Origin of the sequence: Sulfoacidibacillus ferrooxidans, assembly GCF_022606465.1 — a bacterium.
In the GTDB taxonomy this organism is placed as follows: domain Bacteria; phylum Bacillota; class Bacilli; order Alicyclobacillales; family SLC66; genus Sulfoacidibacillus; species Sulfoacidibacillus ferrooxidans.
In genome coordinates this window covers 147,826-173,925 of record NZ_JALBUF010000003.1, presented here as the reverse complement: position 1 = coordinate 173,925, position 26,100 = coordinate 147,826, and the positions used below count along the sequence as shown (strand labels likewise).

The 26,100-nt window shown below is 41.8% G+C and carries 32 protein-coding genes and 1 riboswitch; of the genes, 29 read left to right on the top strand and 3 right to left on the bottom strand.

Annotated elements, in window-relative coordinates; genetic code table 11:
• Positions 1-120: 120 nt before the first annotated feature.
• From MM817_RS07135 to zapE, 10 genes are all read left to right on the top strand, one after another.
• Complete coding sequence (locus MM817_RS07135) at positions 121-1,197, top strand: GspE/PulE family protein (protein ID WP_241713078.1); 1,077 nt, start codon at positions 121-123, stop codon at positions 1,195-1,197.
• Complete coding sequence (locus MM817_RS07130) at positions 1,139-2,164, top strand: type II secretion system F family protein (protein WP_241713075.1); 1,026 nt, start codon at positions 1,139-1,141, stop codon at positions 2,162-2,164. The genes MM817_RS07135 and MM817_RS07130 overlap by 59 nt, the downstream gene beginning before the upstream one ends.
• A gap of 12 nt (positions 2,165-2,176) precedes the next feature.
• The gene (locus MM817_RS07125; protein WP_241713073.1) at positions 2,177-2,560 is read left to right on the top strand and encodes a competence type IV pilus major pilin ComGC; all 384 of its coding nucleotides are present in this window, start codon (positions 2,177-2,179) and stop codon (positions 2,558-2,560) included.
• A 78-nt stretch (positions 2,561-2,638) separates the two neighbouring features.
• A complete protein-coding gene (locus MM817_RS07120) occupies positions 2,639-3,100 on the top strand; it encodes a prepilin-type N-terminal cleavage/methylation domain-containing protein (protein ID WP_241713071.1) in 462 nt (153 codons plus the stop codon).
• A 36-nt stretch (positions 3,101-3,136) separates the two neighbouring features.
• A complete protein-coding gene (locus MM817_RS07115; protein WP_241713069.1) occupies positions 3,137-3,481 on the top strand; it encodes a type IV pilus modification PilV family protein in 345 nt (114 codons plus the stop codon).
• 59 nt (positions 3,482-3,540) lie between these two features.
• Entirely contained in the window at positions 3,541-4,008 is a 468-nt protein-coding gene (locus MM817_RS07110) for a hypothetical protein (RefSeq protein WP_241713066.1), read from the top strand.
• A gap of 100 nt (positions 4,009-4,108) precedes the next feature.
• On the top strand, positions 4,109-4,390 hold the full coding sequence (locus MM817_RS07105; RefSeq protein ID WP_241713064.1) for a hypothetical protein: 282 nt from the start codon (positions 4,109-4,111) through the stop codon (positions 4,388-4,390).
• Positions 4,391-4,450: 60 nt separating this feature from the next.
• Positions 4,451-4,966 carry a shikimate kinase gene (locus MM817_RS07100; protein ID WP_241713062.1) on the top strand — a complete coding sequence of 172 codons (516 nt, stop codon included), beginning with the start codon at positions 4,451-4,453 and terminating at the stop codon, positions 4,964-4,966.
• Between the two features lie 33 nt (positions 4,967-4,999).
• Positions 5,000-6,922 (top strand): asparagine synthase (glutamine-hydrolyzing), encoded by a 1,923-nt coding sequence (asnB, locus tag MM817_RS07095; protein ID WP_241713061.1) that lies wholly within the window; start codon positions 5,000-5,002, stop codon positions 6,920-6,922.
• Positions 6,919-7,848 carry an AFG1/ZapE family ATPase gene (gene zapE, locus MM817_RS07090; RefSeq protein WP_241713059.1) on the top strand — a complete coding sequence of 310 codons (930 nt, stop codon included), beginning with the start codon at positions 6,919-6,921 and terminating at the stop codon, positions 7,846-7,848. The genes asnB and zapE overlap by 4 nt, the downstream gene beginning before the upstream one ends.
• Before the next feature lie 188 nt (positions 7,849-8,036).
• Here the strand turns inward: zapE and MM817_RS07085 are convergent, their stop codons facing one another.
• Together MM817_RS07085 and MM817_RS07080 are read right to left on the bottom strand one after the other, a co-directional pair.
• Positions 8,037-8,885 carry a YqhG family protein gene (locus MM817_RS07085; RefSeq protein WP_241713057.1) on the bottom strand — a complete coding sequence of 283 codons (849 nt, stop codon included), beginning with the start codon at positions 8,883-8,885 and terminating at the stop codon, positions 8,037-8,039.
• A gap of 47 nt (positions 8,886-8,932) precedes the next feature.
• Positions 8,933-10,591 (bottom strand): DEAD/DEAH box helicase, encoded by a 1,659-nt coding sequence (locus tag MM817_RS07080; protein ID WP_241713055.1) that lies wholly within the window; start codon positions 10,589-10,591, stop codon positions 8,933-8,935.
• 144 nt (positions 10,592-10,735) lie between these two features.
• A riboswitch (glycine riboswitch) is annotated at positions 10,736-10,844 on the top strand.
• A gap of 181 nt (positions 10,845-11,025) precedes the next feature.
• Between MM817_RS07080 and gcvT the strand changes: the two genes are divergently transcribed.
• Genes gcvT through efp form a run of 6 tightly spaced genes read left to right on the top strand, consistent with a single transcriptional unit; the run spans position 11,026 to position 17,117 of the window.
• Positions 11,026-12,120 (top strand): glycine cleavage system aminomethyltransferase GcvT, encoded by a 1,095-nt coding sequence (gene gcvT / locus MM817_RS07075; protein WP_241713320.1) that lies wholly within the window; start codon positions 11,026-11,028, stop codon positions 12,118-12,120.
• A gap of 38 nt (positions 12,121-12,158) precedes the next feature.
• Positions 12,159-13,502 carry an aminomethyl-transferring glycine dehydrogenase subunit GcvPA gene (gcvPA, locus tag MM817_RS07070; RefSeq protein WP_336605155.1) on the top strand — a complete coding sequence of 448 codons (1,344 nt, stop codon included), beginning with the start codon at positions 12,159-12,161 and terminating at the stop codon, positions 13,500-13,502.
• On the top strand, positions 13,499-14,965 hold the full coding sequence (gene gcvPB / locus MM817_RS07065; RefSeq protein ID WP_241713054.1) for an aminomethyl-transferring glycine dehydrogenase subunit GcvPB: 1,467 nt from the start codon (positions 13,499-13,501) through the stop codon (positions 14,963-14,965). Before gcvPA ends, gcvPB begins: the two co-directional genes overlap by 4 nt.
• Before the next feature lie 47 nt (positions 14,966-15,012).
• Positions 15,013-15,444, top strand: a complete 432-nt coding sequence (gene aroQ / locus MM817_RS07060) for a type II 3-dehydroquinate dehydratase (RefSeq protein WP_241713053.1) — start codon at positions 15,013-15,015, stop codon at positions 15,442-15,444.
• A gap of 21 nt (positions 15,445-15,465) precedes the next feature.
• A complete protein-coding gene (locus tag MM817_RS07055; protein ID WP_241713051.1) occupies positions 15,466-16,533 on the top strand; it encodes a M24 family metallopeptidase in 1,068 nt (355 codons plus the stop codon).
• A 26-nt stretch (positions 16,534-16,559) separates the two neighbouring features.
• Positions 16,560-17,117: an elongation factor P gene (efp, locus tag MM817_RS07050; protein ID WP_241713050.1), complete on the top strand. Its 558-nt coding sequence runs from the start codon at positions 16,560-16,562 to the stop codon at positions 17,115-17,117.
• Between the two features lie 97 nt (positions 17,118-17,214).
• On the opposite strand, the gene MM817_RS07045 is transcribed toward efp, so the two are convergent.
• Positions 17,215-17,367 carry a hypothetical protein gene (locus MM817_RS07045; protein ID WP_241713048.1) on the bottom strand — a complete coding sequence of 51 codons (153 nt, stop codon included), beginning with the start codon at positions 17,365-17,367 and terminating at the stop codon, positions 17,215-17,217.
• Between the two features lie 174 nt (positions 17,368-17,541).
• Between MM817_RS07045 and spoIIIAA the strand changes: the two genes are divergently transcribed.
• The 13 genes from spoIIIAA (at position 17,542) to MM817_RS06980 (ending at position 26,093) form a co-directional block, all read left to right on the top strand.
• Positions 17,542-18,513, top strand: coding sequence for a stage III sporulation protein AA (spoIIIAA, locus tag MM817_RS07040; protein ID WP_241713046.1), 972 nt, complete (start codon positions 17,542-17,544; stop codon positions 18,511-18,513).
• On the top strand, positions 18,479-19,012 hold the full coding sequence (locus tag MM817_RS07035) for a stage III sporulation protein AB (RefSeq protein WP_241713044.1): 534 nt from the start codon (positions 18,479-18,481) through the stop codon (positions 19,010-19,012). The genes spoIIIAA and MM817_RS07035 overlap by 35 nt, the downstream gene beginning before the upstream one ends.
• 18 nt (positions 19,013-19,030) lie before the next feature.
• Entirely contained in the window at positions 19,031-19,234 is a 204-nt protein-coding gene (gene spoIIIAC / locus MM817_RS07030) for a stage III sporulation protein AC (RefSeq protein ID WP_241713042.1), read from the top strand.
• A gap of 9 nt (positions 19,235-19,243) precedes the next feature.
• A complete protein-coding gene (gene spoIIIAD, locus MM817_RS07025; protein WP_241713040.1) occupies positions 19,244-19,630 on the top strand; it encodes a stage III sporulation protein AD in 387 nt (128 codons plus the stop codon).
• An 18-nt stretch (positions 19,631-19,648) separates the two neighbouring features.
• Positions 19,649-20,914: a stage III sporulation protein AE gene (gene spoIIIAE, locus MM817_RS07020; protein ID WP_241713038.1), complete on the top strand. Its 1,266-nt coding sequence runs from the start codon at positions 19,649-19,651 to the stop codon at positions 20,912-20,914.
• A 4-nt stretch (positions 20,915-20,918) separates the two neighbouring features.
• On the top strand, positions 20,919-21,443 hold the full coding sequence (spoIIIAF, locus tag MM817_RS07015) for a stage III sporulation protein AF (RefSeq protein WP_241713035.1): 525 nt from the start codon (positions 20,919-20,921) through the stop codon (positions 21,441-21,443).
• Positions 21,444-21,448: 5 nt separating this feature from the next.
• Positions 21,449-22,081 (top strand): hypothetical protein, encoded by a 633-nt coding sequence (locus MM817_RS07010; RefSeq protein WP_241713033.1) that lies wholly within the window; start codon positions 21,449-21,451, stop codon positions 22,079-22,081.
• A gap of 50 nt (positions 22,082-22,131) precedes the next feature.
• On the top strand, positions 22,132-22,707 hold the full coding sequence (locus MM817_RS07005; RefSeq protein WP_241713031.1) for a SpoIIIAH-like family protein: 576 nt from the start codon (positions 22,132-22,134) through the stop codon (positions 22,705-22,707).
• Positions 22,708-22,867: 160 nt separating this feature from the next.
• Positions 22,868-23,371 (top strand): acetyl-CoA carboxylase biotin carboxyl carrier protein, encoded by a 504-nt coding sequence (gene accB / locus MM817_RS07000; RefSeq protein ID WP_241713029.1) that lies wholly within the window; start codon positions 22,868-22,870, stop codon positions 23,369-23,371.
• A gap of 12 nt (positions 23,372-23,383) precedes the next feature.
• Positions 23,384-24,724 (top strand): acetyl-CoA carboxylase biotin carboxylase subunit, encoded by a 1,341-nt coding sequence (gene accC / locus MM817_RS06995; protein WP_241713027.1) that lies wholly within the window; start codon positions 23,384-23,386, stop codon positions 24,722-24,724.
• 130 nt (positions 24,725-24,854) lie between these two features.
• A complete protein-coding gene (locus MM817_RS06990; RefSeq protein ID WP_241713315.1) occupies positions 24,855-25,253 on the top strand; it encodes an Asp23/Gls24 family envelope stress response protein in 399 nt (132 codons plus the stop codon).
• 70 nt (positions 25,254-25,323) lie between these two features.
• On the top strand, positions 25,324-25,842 hold the full coding sequence (gene amaP, locus MM817_RS06985) for an alkaline shock response membrane anchor protein AmaP (RefSeq protein WP_241713026.1): 519 nt from the start codon (positions 25,324-25,326) through the stop codon (positions 25,840-25,842).
• A 20-nt stretch (positions 25,843-25,862) separates the two neighbouring features.
• Positions 25,863-26,093, top strand: coding sequence for a DUF2273 domain-containing protein (locus tag MM817_RS06980; protein WP_241713024.1), 231 nt, complete (start codon positions 25,863-25,865; stop codon positions 26,091-26,093).
• Positions 26,094-26,100: the final 7 nt, after the last annotated feature.

The window sequence follows — 26,100 nt, the reverse complement described above, 5'->3', positions numbered from 1 at the left end:
GTGCAAAGTTTTTTTATGCGCGTTTATATTCAATGTTTTATCAAATTGGTAGTTTTGCTAACAGGGTTTCTCTTCTTCGTTGCGAACGTACTCTTTATACAAGTGTTGGAGGGTTGCGGTATGACTACGGAGGATCTCGTCGCTAAGTTAATTGCGTTAGCTGTGGAGTTGCAGGCGTCAGATATTCATTTTGATCCACGCGGTGATCAAGTGTTAGTACGTTTACGAATTCACGGGCGATTGATAGATATTGATCTTATCTCTTCATTTGATAAGTTGATCAATCGTCAAGCGATTATTCGTTTAAAGGTGTTAGCAAAGTTGTCTTTAGCAGAGACGCGTAGACCACAAGATGGTCATTTATATATTGAAGGTGATTATGGTGGTTGCGACTTACGTGTTGCAACGATACCTACTGTTCATGGGGAACGTGTAGTGATCAGGCTCATTCCAGTTACTTCTTCTTACACAACTTTTTTCTCACTGGGCATGACGAATATTCAGATTTCTCAATTACAGGAAGTCACGAATGGAGTTGGGGGCATGATTATTGTCTCTGGTCGTGTTGGGGCTGGGAAAAGTACAACAGTTCATGCGATTTTAGCAGAAAGAGCACGTTTAGGGGATTCGATTCTAACGATTGAGGATCCAGTTGAACGTAGAATCCAAGATTATCAGCAAGTAGAAGTAGATGAACGTATAGGATTAACTTTTGCAGAAGGTTTGCGTGCGGCTGTTAGACAGGATCCAGACGTTCTTATGGTAGGGGAAATTCGCGATGAATTGACTGCACAAATTGCAGTTCGTGCAGGGTTAACAGGTCATCTACTACTTAGTACGATGCATGCTGATCATGGATTACAAGTAATATATCGTCTTCTTGAATTAGGGATTTCTTCGGACTATGTAAGACAATCATTAAAATTAGTTATTTGGCAAACCCTATTACCCATTGTCTGTCCAGATTGTCAAGGGCAAGGGTGCGATTATTGTCATGGAATAGGGCTAAGTGGTCGGAGAGCTGAATTTTCCTTTTTAACATCAGATGCCATCGAACGACATGTGTCAGGATACAAATTTAAACCTACTGCGCCATCTGTGGCGTCAGAACTGAATCGCAAATCTGGAGGAATGTCTGTTGCAGAGCCGGGTGCGCACGAAACTAAATACCGAGAATTTTCTCATCGATTTGAGTGATCTGTTGCGTGCAGGAATTGATGTTGATTTTGCATTAGGTGTCTTATCTGAGCAGAGTGGACTTCACAAAGTAGTTGCGCGGGAATTAAGAGAGCATTTACGAAGTGGTTCTTCCTTATCAAATGCATTTACTGCTGTACAGTTTCCTAAACATATCGTTCGATTTGTTCATATAGCAGAGTTGACAGGTGAACTTGACATTGTCCTTCAACGAGTATCAGAGCTACTTTCTAAACAGAGAATGCGAAGAGAAAAGTTTTTTAAGATGTTGTCATATCCCACGTTGGTGTTGCTCCTTTCCATTGGAGTACTGTATATACTGGCGGCTATGGTTATGCCAAGTTTTGAACAGATGTATCGGTCGATGCATCTTATGTTAACACCTAGTACCATGTATATTTTTGAGTTATCACATGCGATGGTGATTGGGGTTCCTGTTCTAATTTCGTTTCTCGTAATTAGTGGTGTATTCTTCCTTGTTTTTTGGAAGCGAATATCAAAATCAGTGTTACATATCCTGCTCTTTTATTCTCTGTCGCGTTCAATTATTCAAGTTTGGAAAGGTAGAGAAACGATGGAAATATTGTCGTTTTTATTATCGGCAGGTATTGACTTGTTATCTTCGTTGCATGTTCTAGAAGAGATTGATGCAGGGCATATGGCATTATATTGGCATCAAGTGATCAGTAGTCTAAAGGAAGGAAAAACATTTTCAGTTGCGCTTTCTATCGTTCCATATTTACCATCATTAGTATGTGAAATGATTGCTTTGGCAGAAACAACAGGCAATTTAGAACAAACATCTACACGACTATATATACATTTAGAGCGTATGATCGATCGTAAAATGGAGCGCTCACTTCGCATTATTGAACCAAGTCTGACGATTGGATTAGGACTAGTCGTTGGGGGGGCAACTTTGTTTTTAATGTTACCTATGCTTGCTATGGTGAAACAACTATCATAAGGGGGATTAATTGTGAATGGAATTACTAAGCACGCCAAAGATTGTAAAGGTCGGCTATACAATGATGATGGATTTACGTTAATTGAAATGGTGATTGCATTATTTATTGCAGGTGTGATGATGGCTGTTGCATTACCAAACTTAGAGGCTGCAGGTGTAAATGCAACACAATTAGCCACTCAAAGTGATGAAAAAATGATAAGCGCAGCACTCACACAATATTATTTGAATTATCATGTGTATCCAACAGAGACTACAGTGCAAGGTGATCTAGCAGATTTAAAAACAGCGGGATATTTAGATTCAATTCCTACTTGTCCAACTGGTGGTAACTTTATAATTACGATTTCTCCTGATGGAACGACTGCAACTGTTACTTGTTCGACAACACCATAACGAAGTAGATGTAAGGCAGTTCTTGATGAAGAGGGATCATAACCATTCTTAAGTTATCCATTTCCTGGAGGTATTGGTTTGGTCAATGAAGATGGATTTTCTTTAATAGAAGTTTTAATTGCTTTAGTGATCTGGGCAATTATTATCGCCATTGCGCTACCTGATTTTATTGGTTTACTTGATGGTGCCCAATTGCAACAAACAGCATTACAAATTGTTTCAGATCTACGATCACAGCAGATGAAAGCGGAGCAAGTGCAACTATATCAAGAAGTGCGTTTTGCACCTTTTAACACCTATTATTTTCTTTATGGAAACGGGACCGGCTATGAGGCTTACAAGTCATTTGCTTGGCCAACTACTTATTATGATGGATATTTACATCTTCAATATCCTACCGTTCGTTATGATGATTATGGGAATGTGAGTGAGAGTGGGCAAATAGGACTTGTCGATCCATTCGGTCAAATACAAAATATCGTTTTGTATTTGCAATACGGAGATATGAGACTTACGTCTCACATGTTGATGGGTACCTAAGATGGCTAATATACATGAGTGAGGGGTAGCCGATGTATGACTTTAGGCGAAGTAGTTGTAGCTTTATGGATCTTAGGTATGGCAATTCTAACAACATTCAGCAGTATACAAACAGCTCTTTTGGAATTTGCTATGACTGAATCTAGATCACAAGCCATGTATTTATGCCAAAGCCAACTAGAAATGGATTCCCGTTATGTATCTTTAGGAGAGCCAGTGATTGAGCAAAGTATGGCTTTGGTTAATGGCATTTCCTATTCCTTGCATACAACTGTAGAATCTTCTAGTGATCATTTATTTACCATCATTGTTGTTATTTCCTATGAAGTAGACAATCACAATCAATTACTGACAGCTGAGACAGACGCGGCCACATCATGAAGAGGATACACAGAGAAATAATCAAATGCCAGATTTCACGACATGATATATTGAAGTATGTGAATCATGCATTCCATTTAAAGGTAACAGATGGATTTGGTTTGCTTGAAACGATATTTAGTGTAGCTATTACAAGTTTAATTTTAACTTCTAGCCTCGCGGTGTATATTAGTTGTTTACGTTTTAGTGATCAGATGACTACTAAAGGTTTTGAATTAGACGATAGTTGGGTCATGTATCATGCAATGGCTAACGATATGCACTGTGCATCTTCTTATTCTTATGATAATTCGATCATCAGTATATCTGAACAAGGACAAGTCATGGACTATCAATTATCGCCTTCTCTGATGATCTATCGCAGTGTCAACGGCAACGGAACAGCCATCGTATCTACAAATGTAGAAAATGTCAATTATCAAATTCTTCCAAAGACTGGGGTTGTAGTCAATGTCTATTATGGGCAAGATAGTCCAACGCTTAATACAAAATATTCTCTTGTATTTGCGCTTGGACACATCAATTAATCAGGAGTCAAGTGCAGGGCTAGCTCTGCCGTTTGTACTCTTAATTTTTGGTGTACTGATGGTCATCTCATCCTCGATACTTATGATGAGTATCGGAGTTATGCAAAGACAATCAGCGCGCGAAGATATTTTGGCAGCATATAATTTAGCTCATGCGGGAATGGAGTCTGAAATGGCAGTCCTTTTTTCAGGCGGATCGACTATGCTCCAATCAGTTCCTGGTTACGGGGGAGATTATAGTGCCACTATTATTGGAAGCTCACAAGGCCCGGTGGTTGAAATACAAACACAAGGCATCACTGCTGATGGCGCTACTTCAAGCATTACAGCGAATGTAAATACAGTAACACATTCGGTTTTATCTTGGTCGTCCATGCCGTAGTGAAGATATGATCAAGGAGTAAATTGTGTTAACATAGAATTGCGTAGAAGGAGGTTTGCTATGATATCTTTGATTGGTTTTACTGGTGCTGGCAAATCTTCACTAGGCCGATTACTGTCATTGCGTTATGGGTTACTTGTTTGGGATCTAGATTATTTTATTGCATGTCAAGAAAAAATGTCTATTTCACAGATATTCTCACAAAAAGGTGAGTTGTATTTTCGCGATGTAGAGGCAGCAGCTATTGTCGCATTAAGTAGTGGCCCGGGTTCTTCTTACGCCGTTCTAGCAACTGGCGGAGGGGCTGTCTTGCGAGAGGAATCTTCTAAATATCTATCTGAACATTCGTTTGTTGTGCATGTTCATGCTACTTTGGATGTTATTGTACAACGGCTTAAAAAAGATATAACTCGACCTTTATTGCAAGGCGAAAACTTTGAATCTACTATTAAAGAACTTTATGAAAATAGAAAAGGAAAATATGATTTTGCAGATCTCACGGTTGACTCGCAGAATTTAGAAATGGCTGCAAGCTACATTGTGGGATACTACTTAGAAAATGATATAAAGAGATGATTTTTCCGTAAATAGGTAGGAGGATGTTATAACGTGTGTGGAATTGTAGGATATATGGATCGGCAAGGAAAGATATGTGATCCACAAATTGTGCATGCGATGAATGGTGAGATCGTTCATCGTGGTCCAGATGATGATGGTTATTATTTCGATGGAGTTGCAGGCTTAGGGTTTAGGCGGTTAGCCATTATCGATCTGAAAGGTGGACATCAGCCTTTAACTAACGAAGATGATACAAAGTGGATCGTTTTTAATGGCGAAATTTATAATTATAAAACATTACGTGATGAACTTATTGATCTTGGACACACTTTTAAAACGGAGACTGATACAGAAGTCATTGTTCATTTATATGAGCAATATGGTGTGGATTGTGTAACTAAATTGCGTGGTATGTTTTCGTTTGGTATTTGGGATGGAGAGAAGCAACAACTTTTTATGGCGCGAGATCCATTTGGAATTAAACCTTTATACTATACGCAGCAAGATGGGTTTTTGGCGTTTGCATCAGAGATTAAAAGTCTGCTTAGAATTCCAGATGTGTCACGTATCATTGACAGAGAAGCATTTTGGAATTATCTAACATTTCAGTATGTCCCTGAGCCAATGACTATGTTTGAAGGGATTCACAAGTTACCACCAGCGCATTATCTAATTGCACGTGGTAATGAGACGATTGTTAAACGCTATTATCAATTAAAATTTTCTCCAATTGATCAACCTATTTCATATTATGTTGACGGGATTTTAGAACAACTGCGGGAATCCGTACGTGTACACATGAATAGCGATGTGCCACGTGGTGCTTTTTTATCTTCTGGTGTGGATTCGAGTGCAATTGTCGCTTTATTAAAGGAATTAGAAGATGTACAAACTTTTACTGTTGGGTTTGAAGGTGCTGGTGGATTAAGTGAGATTCAGTATGCGCGCGAAACCGCACGAGTATTAGGAACTGTGCATCGTGATACTGTAATTACAGCAAAGAGATATTTGGAGGAACTTCCACGCCTTGTATATCATCAGGACGAGCCTGTAGCAGATCCGTCCGCTATTGCCTTGTATTTTGTTTCTGAGCTAGCTAGCGAGCATGTGACAGTAGTGCTGTCTGGTGAAGGCGCTGATGAGATTTTTGGTGGATATACAATTTATAGAGAGCCCCTTTCCTTGCGTATGTTTGAGTATGTCCCACCTAGTATTCGCCAAAGTCTTTCAGGTGTTGCGCAAATTTTACCTGAAGGAATGAAAGGAAGAAGCTTTTTGATGCGGGGCTCTCGAACAGTTGAGGAAAGATTTTTTGGTAATGCTTTTCTATTTTCAGAAGCTGAAAAGAAAAAATTTGTGAAATTTAATCCGGATGAATATCATTATCGACGTCCAATGGATATCACTGGTCAATATTATAGCCAAGTAAAAGATGCTGATGACGTGACTAAAATGCAATATTTGGATTTGCATACTTGGTTGCCAGGGGATATTCTCATGAAAGCTGATAAAATGACGATGGCTAATAGTGTGGAGCTAAGGGTTCCTTTTCTTGATAAACAAGTTTTTGAGTTTGCGTCCCAGATTCCAATGGCATATCGTTTAGCGAATGGCACAACTAAGCATGTTATGCGTGAAGCCGTTCGGAAATTACTACCAAAAGAAGTGACTGAACGTAAAAAATTAGGATTTCCAGTACCTACTCGCAAATGGTTAAAAGATGAGCATTATCAATTTGCTCGCGATCTCATCGGTTCCAGTACGCTTGATGATCTGTTTGATAAACATTATATTCTTCATCTACTTGAGGAACATCGTCAAGGCACACGTGATCATGCTCGTAAAATTTGGGCGATTGTCATCTTTTTATTATGGCATCAAACGTATGTCGAACAAACTCGCAGCTTTGTGTCCGCTGAATCAGAGTTGGTGGCTAAACGTCGACAACGAATGTTTACGGAGGCCTTGGTATGAGTTTAGAACGTTTGGGTGGTTTATTACCTAAGGGTGCAGTAAAGGTACAAGATCATCACAACCCAAATGAGTTACGTAAATTGATTCCTGCTTTACAAGAACTTCATGTCTCAGATGATGCAATTACTCGTTCAAAACCATTACTGTTAGATCTCATTGCGCAAGATAAGATCTGCAATGGCTGTAATGGATACGATCATTGTGGCAAAATAGGTGATGCAAAAGGGATGCAATATCATCTTGATGTATATAATGAACAAATTGTAGCGCAAACGGGATATTGTGAACCTTTTAAGGATTATTTGGCATTATCTCGTGCGGCGCGTTATCAGACTTATTCAGAACGCACTCCGTATGATTTACAACTAACCTTTGCTAATTTTCCTAAATCACAGAGGATGAGAAAACCCAATCTTTTCGCAGCAGCACAAACATTTGCTAATCAATTTCGTCCAGGTGACAATATGAGTGGACTTTATATTTTCGGACCTGCTGGTGTTGGTAAGACGCATCTTTTGCACGCTATTTTAAATCGATTAGATGATAGAAAAATACCGGCAATATTCGTTCGTGTTGATGCTCTTTTTGATCGTCTGAGAAGTATGATTGGTGAAGGAAAAGACATTGAACCAGCTCTAGAAATGTTTTCTACGGTACCTGTACTAGCTCTAGATGAGATTGGGCAAGAACGTCCCAATGAGTTTACATTAGAAAAGTTATTTCGGATTGTTAATCAGAGATTCTCAGCTAAATTGCCTACGCTCTATACCAGTAACTTTGCACCACCTAATTTGTATGACCGTATGCCACAGGATATGGTGAATTTTGTGGATCCGTTAAAGAGTCGCGTGATTGGTGGGTCGCAGGTAGGGTATTTAGATGGTAGTGACTATCGTATTGCGAATGCAGAAATTCTTGATGTTTAAGTTTAGTAAGCAAGCTATCTCTTGTTAAGTGTTATGAAGGTATGTGGATCATTTTGAATATTTGTATCAGGTGCGATGGTAATCGGTAGCTTTTGATCACAATCAGATGATCTAAAAATGACTGTTACCATGCACCATCTATCAGATGGTAACCATGTACTATGTCTGCACTTTGTCTATGAAAAGTGTTAGACAGGTGGTGATGCTAGATATGCAAGTGCCATTTGTTGTGGACGAACTTCAATTTTTGGTTCAGTACGCCATATGAGTTCTGCGCGACGTAATTCTCTTTCAGCCTGTATCGACAGATCACTTTCACCTTCTCCCTCACCTTCAAGATTCATGGATGGATCTTTTGTACTTGTCCTAGAGGACAAGGAGTTATAGTACTGATCTAATTTTTGTAGTTCATCTTGCAGACGATCATGCGCTTCTGTAGCCCATGTATGATCGCGATCCTGTACGTCAAGGCGAACACATTGTAATAAAAGCGAAAATAATTGATCCATGTCTAATGGAACAGGTAGAATTTGTGCGTGTAGTGGCCGTTCATCCAGTAAGTTGCGCTCATTTAAACGTGTGATTACGTCTCCATATACCTGTAAGGTTGTTAAATCAATAGCGTATGACTCTAAAAAGTCGATTCGACGGTCAGACACAAATGAAACTCTGACAATGAAAATTGCATAAGGGGAGAGAAGAGATTGATTCTCATATGCAGCTGCAAATGCACCACGCGTCTTAGCACTTGCATAGATCCTCATCAGTCGATAACATCCTGGCGTGATTAATTCAGGTTTTGCGTCTTTAGGAATTTCCTGTGGTTGCATGTCTTCTTTAAATTGTAAATAAAGAACGGTATTTGGTGGATTTTCGTTCATTGCTTCAACCCACATCCAATAAAATGGGCGATCTGTAAGTTCTTTGTCAACATCACGCGTAATTTCAACACAAAGTGCATTCTCATCACTAGGTAATATGGTTGCTCCCACTGTTTTAAAATATCGTTCACAATACTCGTAGAGCGTTGATGGCATATATGGATGGCCCCCTAGTCGTATGGTCATGTTCATCAAAAGTGAAGTTATATATTGACAAGTTGATCGTCGTCAGATCTCTGTACACGGTGAGAGATAGCAGAGAGTCTAGCTCTAATTTCTGATTCATCTGAGCTTTCCATAAATGTTTTCATGAGATCTTCTTCAAATGCTTTTGTGCCTAAGATAATGTCTAGTTTACCGATAACCATTTCAAACATGCGTATTTTATCTTGCAGTAAATGTACGATATGCTCTTCAATGGTATTGATGGTGGAAAAGTTATGAATATAGACGGGACGCGTTTGTCCAAGTCGATGCACACGACCGATGCGCTGTTCGATACGCATGGGGTTCCATGGAAGATCAAAGTTGATGACTTGATTGCAAAATTGTAGGTTTATTCCTTCTCCGCCAGCCTCGGTAGCAATAAGAACTTGTGCGCGATGTTCAAATAGATCCTTCATCCAATCTTTTTTCCCCCGTTTATAACCTCCGCGAAAGAGCACACCTTTGATGCCGGATTGTTGTAGCATATAAAGGAGAAAATCTTGTGTAGCCCGATATTCGGTAAAAATGATGACCTTGTCATCAATTTTTTTTACTAGATCAATCACTCGATTAACTTTTGTATAAGTAGGTACTGACTCAGCAAGATGATAGATTTCCATAAGTGAAATTCGGTCGCCTTCAGAATTGCGTTTATCTTTTTGCATTGTTTCTAACGTTCCGAGTGCTGCATAAGAACTACTGCATATTTCTCGCTGCAATGTGATTAGCGAGAGGACACTTCGCTTTGCTTCTTTGCGTTTTGTATACGCATCTTTGATAAATTCTGTAACTGCGTTATAAAGCATTTGTTCTTCTTTTGATAAGGTGATCGGAACTACTTCTACAAAACGTTCCGTAAATAAAACATCACCTGCTTCGCGACGATTTCTAACCATGACTTCGCCTACGGCAGTACGTAGTGCCTGTGGGTTTTTGGGATTTCGCTTTGAATGAACGTGTGTCGAACGAAAACTTGTAGCATTGCCTAATTGTCCAGGGCGTAACAAATTGATCAAATTAAATAGTTCACGCATATCATTTTGAATAGGGGTAGCAGTGACAAGCAGTAAATATTTTTTTCTTAGTTGATTAATTAATTGCCAGTTGCGCGTTTTACTATTTTTTAGCTTATGTGCTTCATCGACAATGACTATATCGTAATCTTGTGTTAAAACAGCACTGCGATGTGGATCTCTTTTTGTGGTATCGATAGAAGCAACAAGGATGTCATACGTGGTCCATGACCATTCATTGCGTTGTGCAAAAGCAGGAATAGCGAATTTTTCATTGAGTTCTCTCGTCCATTGCAAAACCAGTGAGGCTGGAACTAAAATGAGCGCTTTTTTTATAAGTCCTCTCATTAAATACTCTTTTAAAATCAATCCGGCTTCTATTGTTTTTCCAAGACCAACTTCATCTGCGAGTAGTGCTCGACCATGCAATTCATTGACTACGCGCTTGGCACTTGCAATTTGATGAGGAAATGGAACCAGATTAGGAATGGCATCTAAGCAGATAAAGTCTTCAAAAGAGGATGATAAAAACTGTTTTTCCGCCTCATAGGCCAATTGGAACATAGACCATTTTCCTGCTGGCATATCGCCACACTTCGCTAGCTGTTTTCGCAAATCCAGTTGCTCGTGATACTGATACATGTATTGTGCCCCTCTCTCAGACGAAATGAGATGCATTGTTGCTAGTATGTCCAACTTTACGTAGAACACGCAAAGGTCAGAAGATTTGAGGGTGGTAATATCGGTGTATTCACTGTATACTTTAAAGGAAAATTGCATAAGCGAATGACCATCGTAGGAGAGTGCAGACGATTGTTCTGCCGCCGAAGGAGCAAACAAGTAACATGCGGTTTTACTTTGTGAATCTCTCAGGTATAAGTACTGCGATGCGACGCAACTCTGGAGAGTGCTATATGCCACCCACGGGGAAATGGTGATGTTTTTTCTATACATCTCACGAACTCTCAGGTAAATGGACAGGGAAGATACCGACATTTGTTTTGGTGTCTTTTTTTGTTGTGCTTAGTGATTAAAAATGAAATTGTACATGATTGAGATGATCGTATAAGGAGTGAATACACGTGCTAAAGCGGACTCCGCTATTTGACCTCTATGCTCAATTTGGAGCAAAGACTATCGATTTTGGTGGCTGGGAAATGCCTGTGCAATTTAGTGGTATTATGGCTGAACATGAGGCGGTTCGCACAAGGGCAGGGTTATTTGATGTGTCCCATATGGGCGAATTTGAAGTGTCTGGACCTCATGCATTAGAATTTTTGCAAACTATTTCAACTAACGATGTCAGTCGATTAGAAATTTTACAAGCGTTGTATACACCCATTTGTTATGACGATGGGGGAACGGTGGATGATGTCCTGATTTATCGATTAGCGGATGCTGATTATTTGGTCGTTGTCAATGCGAGCAACATAGAAAAAGATGAAGAGTGGTTCATGTCTCATTCCTGTGGAGCAAACATTGTCAATCGCTCTTCACAAATGGCTCAACTAGCGCTTCAAGGTCCATTCTCTGTTCGTATTTTACAAAAACTTACAGATGAAACAGTGGAACAGATTCCTTACTATTATTGCCGTTCGAACGTGATGATTGCAGGTATTTCTTGCCTTGTTGCGCGCACTGGGTATACCGGTGAAGATGGCTATGAAATCTACTTGAATGCGTCAGATGCTGCCCACATGTTTCTTGCACTCATGGAAGCCGGAGAACCTGAAGGAATTGTACCGTGCGGTTTAGGTGCACGAGATACATTGCGTTTAGAGGCGCGGTTGCCACTATACGGGCATGAATTGACTGCAGATATTACGCCTCTTGAAGCAGGAATTGGGATGTTTGTTAAATTGCAAAAGGGTGAGTTTCACGGTTCAACTGCTTTAACGCGACAAAAAGAGCATGGAATTTCCCGCAAAGTGGTGGGATTTGAATTACTTGATCGCGGTATTGCCCGTGCAGGACACGAAGTCATGGTAGATGGAAAAAAGATAGGATTCGTTACAAGCGGTACACTCAGTCCAACTTTGCATAAAAGCATTGGTCTTGCTTTACTAGACAAGGGGTATACGGAGATCGGTCAAGACATTGTGATTGATATTCGGGGTAAACAAACTCGCGCCACAATTGTCAAAACGCCATTTTATCGCAGACAGAAGTAACTCAAGTCATACGGTCATAAAAATATGGGGGCGAGTCAGTGAATTCTTTTAGTTATATTCCAAATACGAATGACGATCGCGAATATATGTTGCGTGAACTTGGGATGAAGGGCATAGATGATCTTTTTAGTGATATTCCACCATTAGTCAAGTTAAAACGTGATCTGGAACTACCAGCTGCTGCGAGTGAGTGGGAACTTATGCAAGAATTGAGGAGACTGGCTGGTAAGAATGTCGAGCTTGGACATGCCATCTCTTTGATTGGTGCAGGTGCCTATCGTCACTATATTCCAAGCGTGATTGATGCCGTGATCGGACGATCGGAGTTTTATACTGCGTATACTCCATACCAACCTGAAATTAGTCAAGGTATGCTGCAAGCTATTTTTGAATATCAATCACTCGTTGCCAATTTAATGGGGCTAGATGTATCGAACGCATCTCTATATGATGGTCCTACCTCACTAGGTGAGGCAGCAGTGGTTGCATGTGCGCATACGCGCAGATCAAAAATACTCGTTTCTCGTACAGTTCATCCAGAGTATCGTCAGGTGCTTCAAACATATGTATCCGGACAACATATTGTGTATCAAGAAATACCCATGATAGATGGGCAGATTGACATGCAAAGGCTAGAGATTGAACTCTCTGATGAGATCGCAGCGGTTATTATTCAATACCCTAATTTTTTTGGTGGAATTGAGAATGTGCGTGCAATGGCTGAACTTGCACACGCACATGGTGCGCTCTTCGTTGTTAGTGCAAACCCTATCTCACTAGGATTACTTGAGTCTCCAGGAAAACTGGGTGCTGATATCGCTATTGCAGAAGGACAACCACTTGGTAATTCATTGCAGTTTGGGGGTCCTTATCTTGGGGTGATGGCTGCTACGTCGGCACTTACGCGTAGGTTGCCAGGTAGAATTGTTGGACAAACCAAAGATCACGATGGGAGAAGAGGATTTGTTCTCACTTTACAAGCGCGTGAACAGCATATTCGTAGAGAGAAAGCCTCGTCCAATATTTGCTCTAATCAAGCGTTAAATGCACTCGCAGCTTCAGTATATTTGTCCTATATGGGCCCCAAGGGATTAAATGAGGTTGCTTCTCAATGTTTTGCAAAAGCACATTTTGCAGCAAAATTGTTTAAACAAGCTGGTGTAAGTATAGCGTTTAAGGGCCCCTTTTTTCATGAGTTCGTGATTAAAGTAGCAGATGGTGCGCGTATTTGGCGACAACTAGCAGATGAACACATTTTTCTTGGTTATCCGCTAGCTGATGCTTATCCTGAACTACAAGATCACTATGTAGTTGCTATCACTGAAGTTGTGAGTCGTGAGCAGCTAGAGCATGTAGCTAAGCGTTTGGAGGAGATCCGATGAGTAGGCAAACAGTAGATTACCCAATTATTTTTGAACTCAGTAAACCGGGCCGAGCGGCGTATAGTTTACCTGCTCTAGATGTACCTGAGGTCGATCTGACAGACGAATTACCAAAAGAATTTCTACGCACAGAAACGCCCTTGTTGCCCGAACTATCTGAGGTGGATCTGATTCGGCACTATACTGGATTGTCAACGCGCAATCATGGAGTAGATTCAGGATTTTATCCACTTGGGTCATGCACAATGAAATATAATCCAAAGCGCAATGAAGCTGTTGCGCGTCTCACCGGATTTGCAGATATTCATCCCTATCAACCTGTAGATACAGTGCAAGGTTCGCTTGAGGTGCTTTTTTCACTTCAAACATTCCTGGCAGAAATTACTGGCATGGATGCTGTGAGTTTACAACCAGCTGCAGGTGCAGCAGGTGAATGGACCGGCCTGATGATGATTCGTGCGTATCACGAACAGCGAAAAGAAAAGCGCACCAAAGTGATTGTTCCTGATTCTGCACATGGCACAAATCCTGCGAGCGCTGTGGCTGCTGGTTTCACAACGATTACGGTTCGCTCTAATGCACGTGGTGGAGTCGACCTTGATGCACTGCGAGCAGTAGTAGGCTCGGATACAGCTGCTTTAATGTTGACGAATCCAAGTACTCTAGGTTTATTTGAAGAGCAGATTATAGAAATTGCTGAAATCGTACATGATGCGGGTGGGCTTTTGTACTATGATGGGGCAAATGCCAATGCAATTTTAGGATATGCACGTCCTGGTGATATGGGGTTTGATGTGGTTCATCTCAACTTGCATAAAACTTTTTCAACGCCTCATGGCGGTGGTGGGCCTGGAGCGGGTCCGGTCGGAGTAAAAGCTGATCTAATTCCATTCTTACCAAAACCTATGGTCGCACGTTCAGATGATGGATCTTTCTATTTAGATTACAATAGACCACAAAGTATTGGAAAAGTAAAAGGGTTTTATGGGAATTTTGGTATCTTACTTCGAGCCTATGCGTATATCCGCACCATGGGACCGGATGGTTTGCGACGAGTATCACAAGATGCTGTTCTCAATGCAAATTATTTATTGCATCGATTAGCTCCCTATTATCATGTGCCATTTCAGAGCATGTGCAAACATGAGTTTGTATTGTCAGGGAAATCGTTTAAACCTACTGGTGTAAAAACGCTGGATATTGCAAAACGGATTCTTGATTTTGGATATCATCCACCTACCATATACTTTCCCCTCAATGTGGAAGAAGCGCTCATGATTGAGCCTACCGAATCAGAGAGTCGTGAAACATTAGACGCATTTGCAGATGTTATGATTCAAATAGCGCGAGAAGCGGTGGAAGATCCTGATATGGTGAAACTTGCGCCACACACGACAATGATCAATCGACTGGATGAGACGACAGCTGCGCGTAATCCTATCCTTCGATATCAACCAGAGTAGCTTTCTCGATGGACACAGCATCGCAAAATATGGGGGAGTGAGTATGGGTGAAGAAAATCCTCGTTTTGCATGGACCTAATCTAAATATATTAGGTCAAAGAGAGCCAACAGTATATGGATTTGAAACATTAGCTGAAATTGATGAGAGGTTGCGTAAAAAAGGAGAAGAGCTTTCTTGCTTGGTAGAAAGTTTCCAGTCCAATAGTGAGGGTGCATTGATTGATGCACTCCAATGTGCAATGCGTGATGGGACAGCAGGTTGCGTCTTTAATCCTGGAGCCTATACTCACTATAGTATCGCATTACGCGATGCTGTCGCAGCCGTTCAATTTCCTGTGATTGAAGTGCACTTATCAAATATCTATGCGCGGGAATCATTTCGTTCACACTCTGTAATTGCACCTGTAGCAAAAGGTCAGATCTCTGGATTCGGGTCTCTTGGATATGAACTTGCACTGCTTGCTTTACATGCACAATGAAATCGTAAAGGGGTGTGTTGTATGAAGCATCGGCGTGACAAGGTATGGTTACAACTAGCCTCATATGAGGTAGATGGATTTCTTACATTTTCTCCAGAAAACCGTCGCTACATGACTGGTTTTTCTGGCTCATCTGGCTATGTCGTTATCACTGCACAGGAGACTCTGTTACTCACCGATTCACGGTATGCAGAGCAGTCTGCATATGAAGCAAAGGAGTCAACCGTGCATTTACATGCCGCAAAGTGGATGACTTCGCTAGCTGACTATATTGCCGATAAAAAGATTCGTCGTTTAGGATTTGAACCAGAGTCGGTCAGTTTTGCTACTTATCAACAATTAGCAAAGACAATTCCGCATGTTGTACTTGTTCCTGTTGTAAATGTGATTGAAAATGTACGAATGGTTAAAGAAGATTCTGAAATAGCTACGATGAAAATTGCGGCGGAAATCGCTGATGCTGCATTTACTCATGTAACGCAATGGTTGCAAAAAGGCGTGACAGAGCGCGATGTAGCCTTGGAATTACTTGTTTTTATGCAAAAACAAGGGGCGACGGGTGTTTCGTTTGACACCATTGTGGCAAGTGGAGAACGATCTTCGATGCCACATGGAGTAGCATCAGATCGTGTCATTCAAACAGGAGATTTAATTACGCTTGATTTTGGTGCGCGTTACAATGGATATGCTTCTGATATGACGAGAACTGTAGGTATTGGAGAAGTAAGTTCACGGCAGCGTGAAATCTATGATGTTGTGTATAAAGCACAGACGACAGCCCTTAGTGCGATTCATGCTGGAATGACGGGACAAGAGGCAGATACGGTCGCGCGCGATGTCATTGTACACGCTGGCTATGGGGAAAACTTTGGTCACTCATTAGGACATGGTCTCGGATTAGCCGTTCATGAAGCTCCCCGACTTGCACAACAGTCACAAGATGTGTTACAAGAAGGAATGGTGGTTACTGTAGAACCAGGGGTTTATGTTTCTGGATTTTGCGGAGTGCGCATAGAGGACGACATCGTGGTGACAAAGAATGGTTCCTATTGTCTAACACAGTCGACTAAAGATTTGCTTATTTTATAATTTGTATGGGGGGTAGGAAATGAACTATGATCTCAAGTAACGATTTCCGTACAGGTGTTACCATTGAATATGATGGCGCTATATGGCGCGTCATTGAATTTATGCACGTGAAACCTGGCAAAGGTGCAGCCTTTGTCCGTACCAAATTAAAAAATATTCGCACTGGCGGAGTGAAAGAAATGACTTTTCGCGCTGGTGAAAAAGTAGCTCGTGCGCGAATTGAAAATAGACAGATGCAATACTTGTATGCCGATGGTGACAATTATACATTTATGGACACTGAGTCATTTGAACAATTGTCGATCAGTCATGATCAATTAGAATATGAACTAAATTTTTTGAAAGAGAATATGAATTGTGTTGTGATGCTTTATGATGGTGCTGCAATTGGCGTCGATTTACCAAACACAGTAGAGTTAGAGGTAGTCGAAACTGAACCTGGTATTCGTGGTGATACGGCAACAGGCGGTAGTAAGCCTGCCAAAATGGAAACAGGATATTCGGTACAAGTACCTTTTTTTGTTAATACAGGTGACCATTTAATCATTGATACACGCTCAGGATTATACGTTTCACGTGCGTAATTTTATTAGTCATTGCTTTGGCAAAAAGGCTTCCCTTATCAGTAAGCATAGGGAAGCCTTTTGCGAAGACTTTTTGCGCTTTGACAGATAGCTTGCATCATGCGCTAACAGCACTCCCTAATTGCTTAGGCCGTTTCATCCAACTAAAGACCAGCACCATGCAAAGGAGGAATATAATTAGAAAAACAACGATCCAGCGTGTAATGACTGCAAATGTATCCGACATGGTCAACCCCTTCCATGAGGACACGAAATCTAACCTCTTCTTATGTTTATCCACTTGCTTTCAATTCTGTGCAACTATTTCTTCCTAAACATGACTGCGATAAGTCTACCAATTACATATGGTATAAATGCAGATCTCGTCCCATATACATTGGACTAGTTAAGTAAATAGCATTACGTGTTGCGAGGTGAATGAGATATGCCCGAACTATCAGCAATCAGTGAAGTGGCGAGTATCTCAAAGTTACTACCTCAGGCTTTGCGTGGCATCATTGATGGGTTAGAACCGAATGCAGCAGGCAGAATTGAGGAAATTCGCCTTCGTGCACTGAGGCCTTTCGAATTAGTAGGATTGCGTGATTATGCCCGTCCTGTGGTGACCATGGAGCAGTTACGGCATGTGATTTCAGCAGTTACCGGTTCTTCTTATTATGCAGTCGAAGCGCAACTGCGATATGGATACCTTACGTTACCTGGGGGACATCGTGTCGGCGTTGCTGGTCGTACTGTAGTAGATGAACAAGATCACATTGTCACCATCAGGGATATTGCCTCGTTAAACATACGGGTCGCTCGGCAGATCTTGCATTGTTCGAAAAGTTTGGCGCCATTTGTATTGGATGAGTGGGGTCAATTGCAATCAATACTGATTGTCGGGCCGCCGATGTGTGGCAAAACGACTATTTTACGGGATCTCGCAAGACTTTTGGGTAATGGTGAACTTCATCCAAAACTCTCTGCACGTGCCGTTTCCATTGTGGACGAGCGCTCAGAAATTGCAGCTTGTCACCAAGGTGTTCCACAGTTTGATATCGGTCAATCAACAGATGTATTAGATGGGTGTCCTAAAGTGCAGGGAATGTATCTGATGCTGCGGGCAATGGCACCTCATATTGTGATGACCGATGAAATTGGGAGTGTAGCAGATGTGAAGGCAATACTCGATATTGCTCGTGCTGGAGTCCGATTTATTGGCACAGTTCATGCCAATTCTATGGAAGATTTAAAACAAAGGCCAGCACTTCGTACACTCTTGACCCAAGGTGCTATCGACCGTTTTATATTTTTGAGTCGGCGTTTAGGACCAGGGACTGTTGAACATGTATACGATCGAAGATTTCGCGAGGTGAAACGCGGTGAATCCGACCCTATGGCAAATCGCAGGAGCTAGCATTGTCATGGTAGGTAGTGCTGTGTATGGTCGTCAATTCTCGCTATACTTTCGCGCTCGACCACAAGAATTGCGTCAATTGGCTGCGATGCTAAGGTCACTGCGAGCGGATATTAGTTATCAACGATTGCCTTTACAGGAAGCATTTTTGCACGCAAGTCGGCAAGGACAAGCAGGTCATGCACTTAGTGAGTTATTTATAACCGCATCAGAAGCGTTGGGACATCCAGGCAGTACGGCATTTGAAGCATGGCGAGATGCTTTGCAACAACATCTTCCAAAACTACATTTGTCTACAGAAGATGTTCACATTTTAGAGAGTCTGGGTCACTCCATCGGAATGACAGGCGTAGTTGAGCAAGCCGCACAATTAGATGCAGCGCTTGCGCTACTGAATGATCGTGAACGAGACGCAATGGAAGAAAGAACCCGCTATGAACGCGTATATCAGACGCTTGGGGTATTGGCAGGTGTACTCATCGTTGTCATGCTTATTTAGTTTGAGGAGGACTCACTTATGAGTCTTGAACTGCACGTTATCTTTCAGATTGCAGTCGTCGGAATTGCAGCGGCTATTTTATCTAGTTTGTTAAAGCAATCCGGTCGAGATGAAATTGCAACTCTTGTAACGATTAGCGCGTTAGTACTAGTTGCAGCGGTTGTTGTGACGAATATTAGCCATTTGTTTTTGGAAATCCGCGATGTCTTTAGCATTCAATAAAGGTGCGCTATGAGCATATTGCAAATTGTTCTGTTTGGACTCGTCGGAGCGCTGTTAATTACATCTATTCGTGAAATGGCACCGCAAATTGCCTTTTGGATCACATTGATGGTTTCCGTTTTTCTTTTTCTCATTGCATTGCAACGTTTGACAGGATTGCTTGTTCCGATTGAAAGACTCGCTGAATTAGCTAATGTAAATGTGCTTTTTTTCGCCACAATTATAAAAATTATCGGGATAGCCTACATTGCGGAATTTGGTGCTGAAATTGCACGAGATGCGGGCGTATCAGCGATTGCTGGAAAGATTGAACTGGTTGGGAAACTAGCCATATTGGTTCTAGCTGTACCGATTGTTACTGCAGTAGTTGAAACGGTCACACACTTACTTCCGTGAAGGGAGGTCATGATGCACATGAAGATCGTACGTTTCGCAGTACGAGAATGGTATAAGATAGCGTTTGTTTTTGTACTAATCGCATGTTTACATGTGGCTCCATATGCGTATGCAAACGAATCGATGCCATCTGTATCAGGGCTACCCCCTCCACAATCGACGTTTAAAGACAGTAGCACAACTGTACCTACACCGCTTCAAACTGCAACTACGCAGTATCAATCGGTATCTCAAAATGCAATTGAACAAGCATGGAACAAATTGGACACACAATATAATGGCTATGTTCCTGCGACTGCTGAAGGAGAGCTCGTTCCTGCGTTTTTTCCAGGTAATCCGTCGTTTCATTATCACCAACTGTTACAAGGATTACTTCGCTATCTACTAGATTCTTTATTTGAAAATGCTAGGTTACTTGGGATCATTCTAATCTTAGCAGTATTAGCTGCTGTGTTAGAAACAGTTCAATCCGCGTTTGCATCGCAAATGGTGGCTAAAGTAGCTTTTTGGGTCACGCAAATGGTGTTAGTCGTACTTGCAGTGTCCTCCTTTCATGATGCAACGACTTACGCCAGCGGTGCGATTGACACAATGACAGCCTTTATGTATGGTTCGCTACCGGTTGTTCTTGCCCTCATCGCTGCATCAGGTGGTCTTACATCAGCTGCAACGTTTCATCCCTTAATAGTATTTATTGTAAATGCCATGGGGCTCATAGTACACAATTGGGTGTTACCACTAATCTTTTTTTCTGCTGTATTGACTATCGTAAGCACGTTGTCAGATCGCTATAAAGTGACGGCACTCGCAGGTTTTATCAAAAGTGTGGCCCTTGCAGTTTTAGGTCTTGGCATGAGCGCATTTTTAGGGATTATGTCAGTACAAGGTTCGCTTGCCAGTATATCTGATGGCGTTGCACTGCGAAGTGCCAAATATGTGGCTAGCAATTTAGTTCCAGTTATCGGTAAGGCGTTATCAGATGCGTCAGAGTCGATTGCTGGTGCCTCGCTCATCGTAAAAAATGCAACAGGGATGGCAAGTGCTGTTCTATTATTGTTAATTTGTGCTTTCCCAGCACTTAAAATACTAGCCTTGTCCATAGTGTATAACGGATCTGCAGCATTACTTCAACCATTAGGAGACTCACCTGTGATCTCGACGCTATCGACGATTGGAAAGAGTCTAGGCCTTGTTTTTGCTGCAGTTGCAGCCATTGGCTTGATGTTTTTCTTTTCCATTGTCATTGCAGTTGCTGCCACTAACCTAACGGCGTTTGTGAGGTGACATCGTGATTGGTGCTTTGTCTGAGTGGCTGCGGCATCTAGTGATGATTATCTTGCTGGCAGTATTTTTAGATCTCATATTACCGACGACCTCATTGCAAAAATATGTCCGTACAGTGCTTGGTTTAGTTGTTATGTTGACCATGCTTACGCCAATAACAGCCCTTATTGAAAGCCACTTTAGTGTGGATGCATTAGAAACTAACATTGCCGGACCGCTCTTTGCAACAGGTTTTCCAGGACAAACATCATCTAATTATCAGACCGCATCTGGCAATATTGCTTTTCAAAATGACTTGTCTGCTACGTTGCGAGAGGAAATCCAAAGCGGGCTTGGTATCTCGTTACAATCCGTAGAGGTGGAGACTACCGTAAACTCAACTGGAACTCCAATTGTGACAGGAGTCAATGCAACATTGCCCCTTATCAGTAACAAGACATCTAAGACCACTGTGTTAGAAGAAGAAGTAAAAGAACAAATTGCAGAATCGCTAGGGTTGCCAATCAGCGCAGTGCATGTCAGTAACTAGTTCACATGCTGAGAGGGGGGAGATGTAATGGGATAGGTGCATCAATAAAAAAATTATTTGCAAATAAGTGGTTATTAGCAGTAACTGCAATAGGTATTTTGTTACTTGTATTTGGGGCATCAGGTGGCAATGGGTCTAAACCACCACCCAGTGGACAAGGGGTTCTATCAGTAGGTTCGGCATCGTCAACCAATGCGGCTACGACTCAAACATCGACAACAGATCCGGCCCTATCTACTGCCATTACTTATGAAAGGTTTTACGATCATGAGTTGGAGAAAATGATTGACCAAATAAGTGGCATCAGAGATGCACTTGTCATGGTGACAGTAGATTCAACTCCTTTAGAAAAGTATGGCAGTAATACATCGACGTCCACTCAGTCTTCGTTGCAAACAGGTTCAGGGAGTCAGACAAAGACAACAACACAGCAGAGTCAGACTCAAATGGTTACTGTTCAAGGTCCAAATGGAAGCCAAGTGCCGATTGTAGTACAGCAGCAATTACCACATATCATTGGTGTGCTTGTTGTAGCGAAGTCAAATGATGTCGTGCAAATGCAAACTGAGATTGTGGGTGCAGTACAAGATGCTCTTGGTATTCCAAGTTATGAAATTACCGTTTTACCACGCGGCTAAAACCTGTCTTATGACAATCAATTGATCATGTATGAAGGGAAGCGAACAATATGGTGAAAAGACAAACAGTGTGGCTCTCGACAATGATGGTACTATCTTTAATGTTGATTGGATACTATACATTAGGAACTCCTGCTTCACCCAGTACGCAGGATGTCAACGCTAGCGGGAGTACTTCGGTAGTTCCAACAAACGCTAATTCCTTAGGCGCAACCAAAACAGTGGCAAAAACTTCAACTAGCACTGCACCGGCGTCGAAACCTACTTCTTCGCTTGCGAATGACTGGTTTGCACAAACATCGCTCGATCAAATGCAATCTGAGTCAAAGGTCATTCAAACGTTGCAAAATGAGATTAGTGATCCGCATGTAAGTCAAGCAGCTGCCTCCAGTGCTTATTCACAGTTAACTGCGATTCAAACGCAGCAGGCTGAAGCGAACAAAATTCACGATTTATTGACTTCGTCTTATCCGGATTCTCTTGTTATCTTCAATCCACAAGGAGAAGTTCATGTATGGGTTGAAGCGAGCAGCTTAAGTCCTACGTCCGCAGTTAAAGTGATTGATTTAGTTTCGCAAACCTTAGGCATTCAATCCAATCAAGTCATTGTTAGCGCCCACGTTTAAGTTTATACTTGCACATGACTTTTCTGAGCCCCCTTTACTATGCTTGAACCATGAATTCATCATGGTTGCATAAGAAAGGGGGTGGACTTGATCAGGACGACTTGACTCGGTTTGTGCTATACTGTTTTTAAAGCATAGTACACTGAGGAGTGAGTTGTTGTTGCTAAGAACGAGTGAGATTCGCGAATTAATACGTTTACTTGATGAAACAAGTGTGCATGAGTTAAATATCGAGACAGAAGATATGAAATTACATATAAAAAAAGCTAATGTAACTTCTTTATCAGAACCTGTACAACGGATTGAAGTGTCTCATGCGACACCAGTATCGTCTGTGCAAGCTGTAGCAAAAGAGTCAGATATACAAAATACAGTCGTTATTGAATCACCAGTTTCACAAACGACATCAGCGATAGAAGAAGGATTGACTGTCATTAAGTCTCCAATGGTGGGAACCTTTTACTTGGCGCCATCTCCAACAGCTCAAAATTATGTGGAAATCGGTACTAAGGTAACTGAAAAAACCGTTGTATGTATCGTTGAGGCAATGAAATTAATGAATGAGATAGAGGCCGATGTGCGTGGGGAGATCGTCGAAGTATTAGCTGAAAATGGCCACTTGGTGGAGTATGGTCAGCCTCTATTTCGAGTCAAACTGGCATAACGGAGGTAATCTATGTTTAAGAAAATTTTAATTGCTAATCGCGGCGAAATTGCTGTGCGCATCATTCGCGCATGTGAAGAACTTGGGATTCAGACCGTTGCGATATATTCTGAGGCTGATCGTGAGGCGTTACATGTCCAGTTGGCTGATGAGGCCTATTGTGTTGGTCCTACACCTAGTAAACAGAGCTATTTAAATATCCCCAATATCATGTCAGTGGCTACTGCTGTAGGTGTGGATGCCATTCATCCGGGGTACGGATTTTTATCTGAAAACGCCGATTTTGCAGATGTCTGTGCCGCAGTTGACATTAAGTTTATCGGTCCTAGTCCAGCTGCGATTGAAAAGATGGGTGATAAATCGACGGCTAAAGCAACGATGAAGCAGGCCTCTGTTCCTACGGTACCTGGCACTGAAGGACTCATTCAAAGTGAGGAAGAAGCAGTAGAAGTTGCTAAGAAGATCGGTTATCCGGTGATTATTAAGGCCACTGCAGGTGGTGGTGGTAAAGGAATTCGAATTGTTTCTTCAGAAGACGAGCTTCGCCAAGCGATCTCTATTGCAAAGACGGAAGCAGGATCTGCTTTTGGAAATTCTGGAGTATACTTAGAAAAATATCTCGTTCGTCCACGTCATGTAGAAATCCAAATCGTGGGAGACCAATATGGCAATGCTGTTCATCTTGGGGAACGTGATTGCTCAGTGCAAAGACGTTTGCAAAAGTTAGTTGAAGAATCACCTTCTCCGGCGTTGACTGAAGAAACTCGTGCAGCGATGGGGGCAGCTGCTGTAGCTGCTGCAAAAGCAGTACAATACGAGGGAGCGGGAACTATTGAATTTTTATTGGACGAGGATGGCTCCTTTTATTTTATGGAAATGAATACGCGCATTCAGGTGGAACACCCTGTTACAGAATTTGTAACTAGCATTGACTTGGTCCGTGAACAAATTTTGATTGCGTCAGGTGAACCGTTATCATTTACACAAGAAGATGTGATCCAACGTGGTCATGCGATCGAATGTCGAATCAATGCTGAAGATCCAGATCGGAATTTTATGCCTTGTCCAGGAAAAATTGGCACTTATCTTACCCCAGGGGGATTTGGGGTACGAGTTGATAGTGCCGCATATCCTGGTTATACTGTGAGTCCGTTTTACGATTCGATGATTGCTAAGCTTATTGTATGGGCTCCTACTCGGATGCAAGCGATCCAGCGCATGAAGCGTGCATTATCTGAATACCAAATAGAAGGCATACAAACGACAATTCCATTTCATTTGCGCCTTTTGGAACATCCGGCATTTGTTGAAGGGGATATCAATACTCGTTTTCTTGAAATGTATTCAGTTTAGTCTTGGGATTAGGTATGCTGCGCTAGATACATTATTTTATGTCGTGCTTTGGTCGTAGTTTTGTTATAGTGAAAGAGGATGTTTGACAGAGGCATATGCTTAGGGGGGGATTCGGGTGTCTATCAACGGAATGGTACCTGCTGAAATTGGATCGAGCGATATGGGGACTACGCAGATTGCTAATGAGGTGATTGCTGTTATTGCAGGCCTAGCGGCAACGGATGTGCGTGGAGTTGCAGATATGAGTGGTGGCGTAGTTGGTGGAATTGCAGAGCGCTTAGGCCGTAAAAATTTGAGCAAAGGCATAAAAGTAGATGTTTCAACTGATGAACGACAGTGTTCGGTTGACCTTTCGATTATTGCGGAATATGGGTTTCGCATACCTGAAGTTGCTACGGAAATTCAAGATAGTGTAAAACGAGCGATTGAAGGAATGACGGGACTTGAAGTGACATCCGTCAATGTCAATGTGCTTGGTATTTCATTTCGACATGATGATGGTGAAGAACGCGAAAAAGTGCGTGGTTAGATGACAGAGGCCTCCGTGATGGGTATGATAAACAAGTGCGGAGGCTTTTCTCGTAGAAAGGAAGAATCCTGTGACACTCTTTGATCGTATGCTACTTAGACTGTTCAGTTTACTTGTGCTCGTTAATGTGTGTTGGACAGTACTTGGGGTCTTGGGTGTGCCGTTTGTTGATAATTCCTCCCTCAGCTCTGGTTCTTCCGTCATTGCGTTATGGGTTGATTTGGGGCTTATGATTGTATTATCAGTGCGGTTTTTGCTTTATCGACTCGCCCGTCGTCGACCACCTTCTTTTGTGAAGGATGCGGGAACTGGTGAAATTCGTATTGGTTATGAAACGGTAAAAGAGATTGCCCATCGAGCGGCAAAACAGGTTCGCGGAGTTGAACGTTTACAAACGAAAATTAGCGCTGATCAAGAAGGACTTGTTGTACTCATGGATGTGAGATCATTGCCTGCAGTCGATGTGACAGCGATGAGCGAGCAGATTCAAGAGTTGGTTATGACTGCTGTGCGTAATTATACTTCGCTTGCAGTGTCTAAGGTCCATGTGCACATTGTCGCAATTGCACCTGAAGCAGTTGCTAAATAACTGAGTGAGGGGGATGAGTAATGGAACTGATCTTGCGGTTTGCTCACAAAGTAGCTGCGTTACAAAAGCGATATTTGGGAGTAATCGCTGGTATCGTTTTTTGGCTTCTCATTCTCATTGTTGGTTTTTTCCCTACTCTATTACTTGCGGTATTTATGGTAATTGGTTACTCGATTGGAAAGTTTATTGATGACCGATCGAATGTGCAAGAATTGGTTCACCGGTTATGGCAAACAGATCGTTTTGACTAGTAGTTGG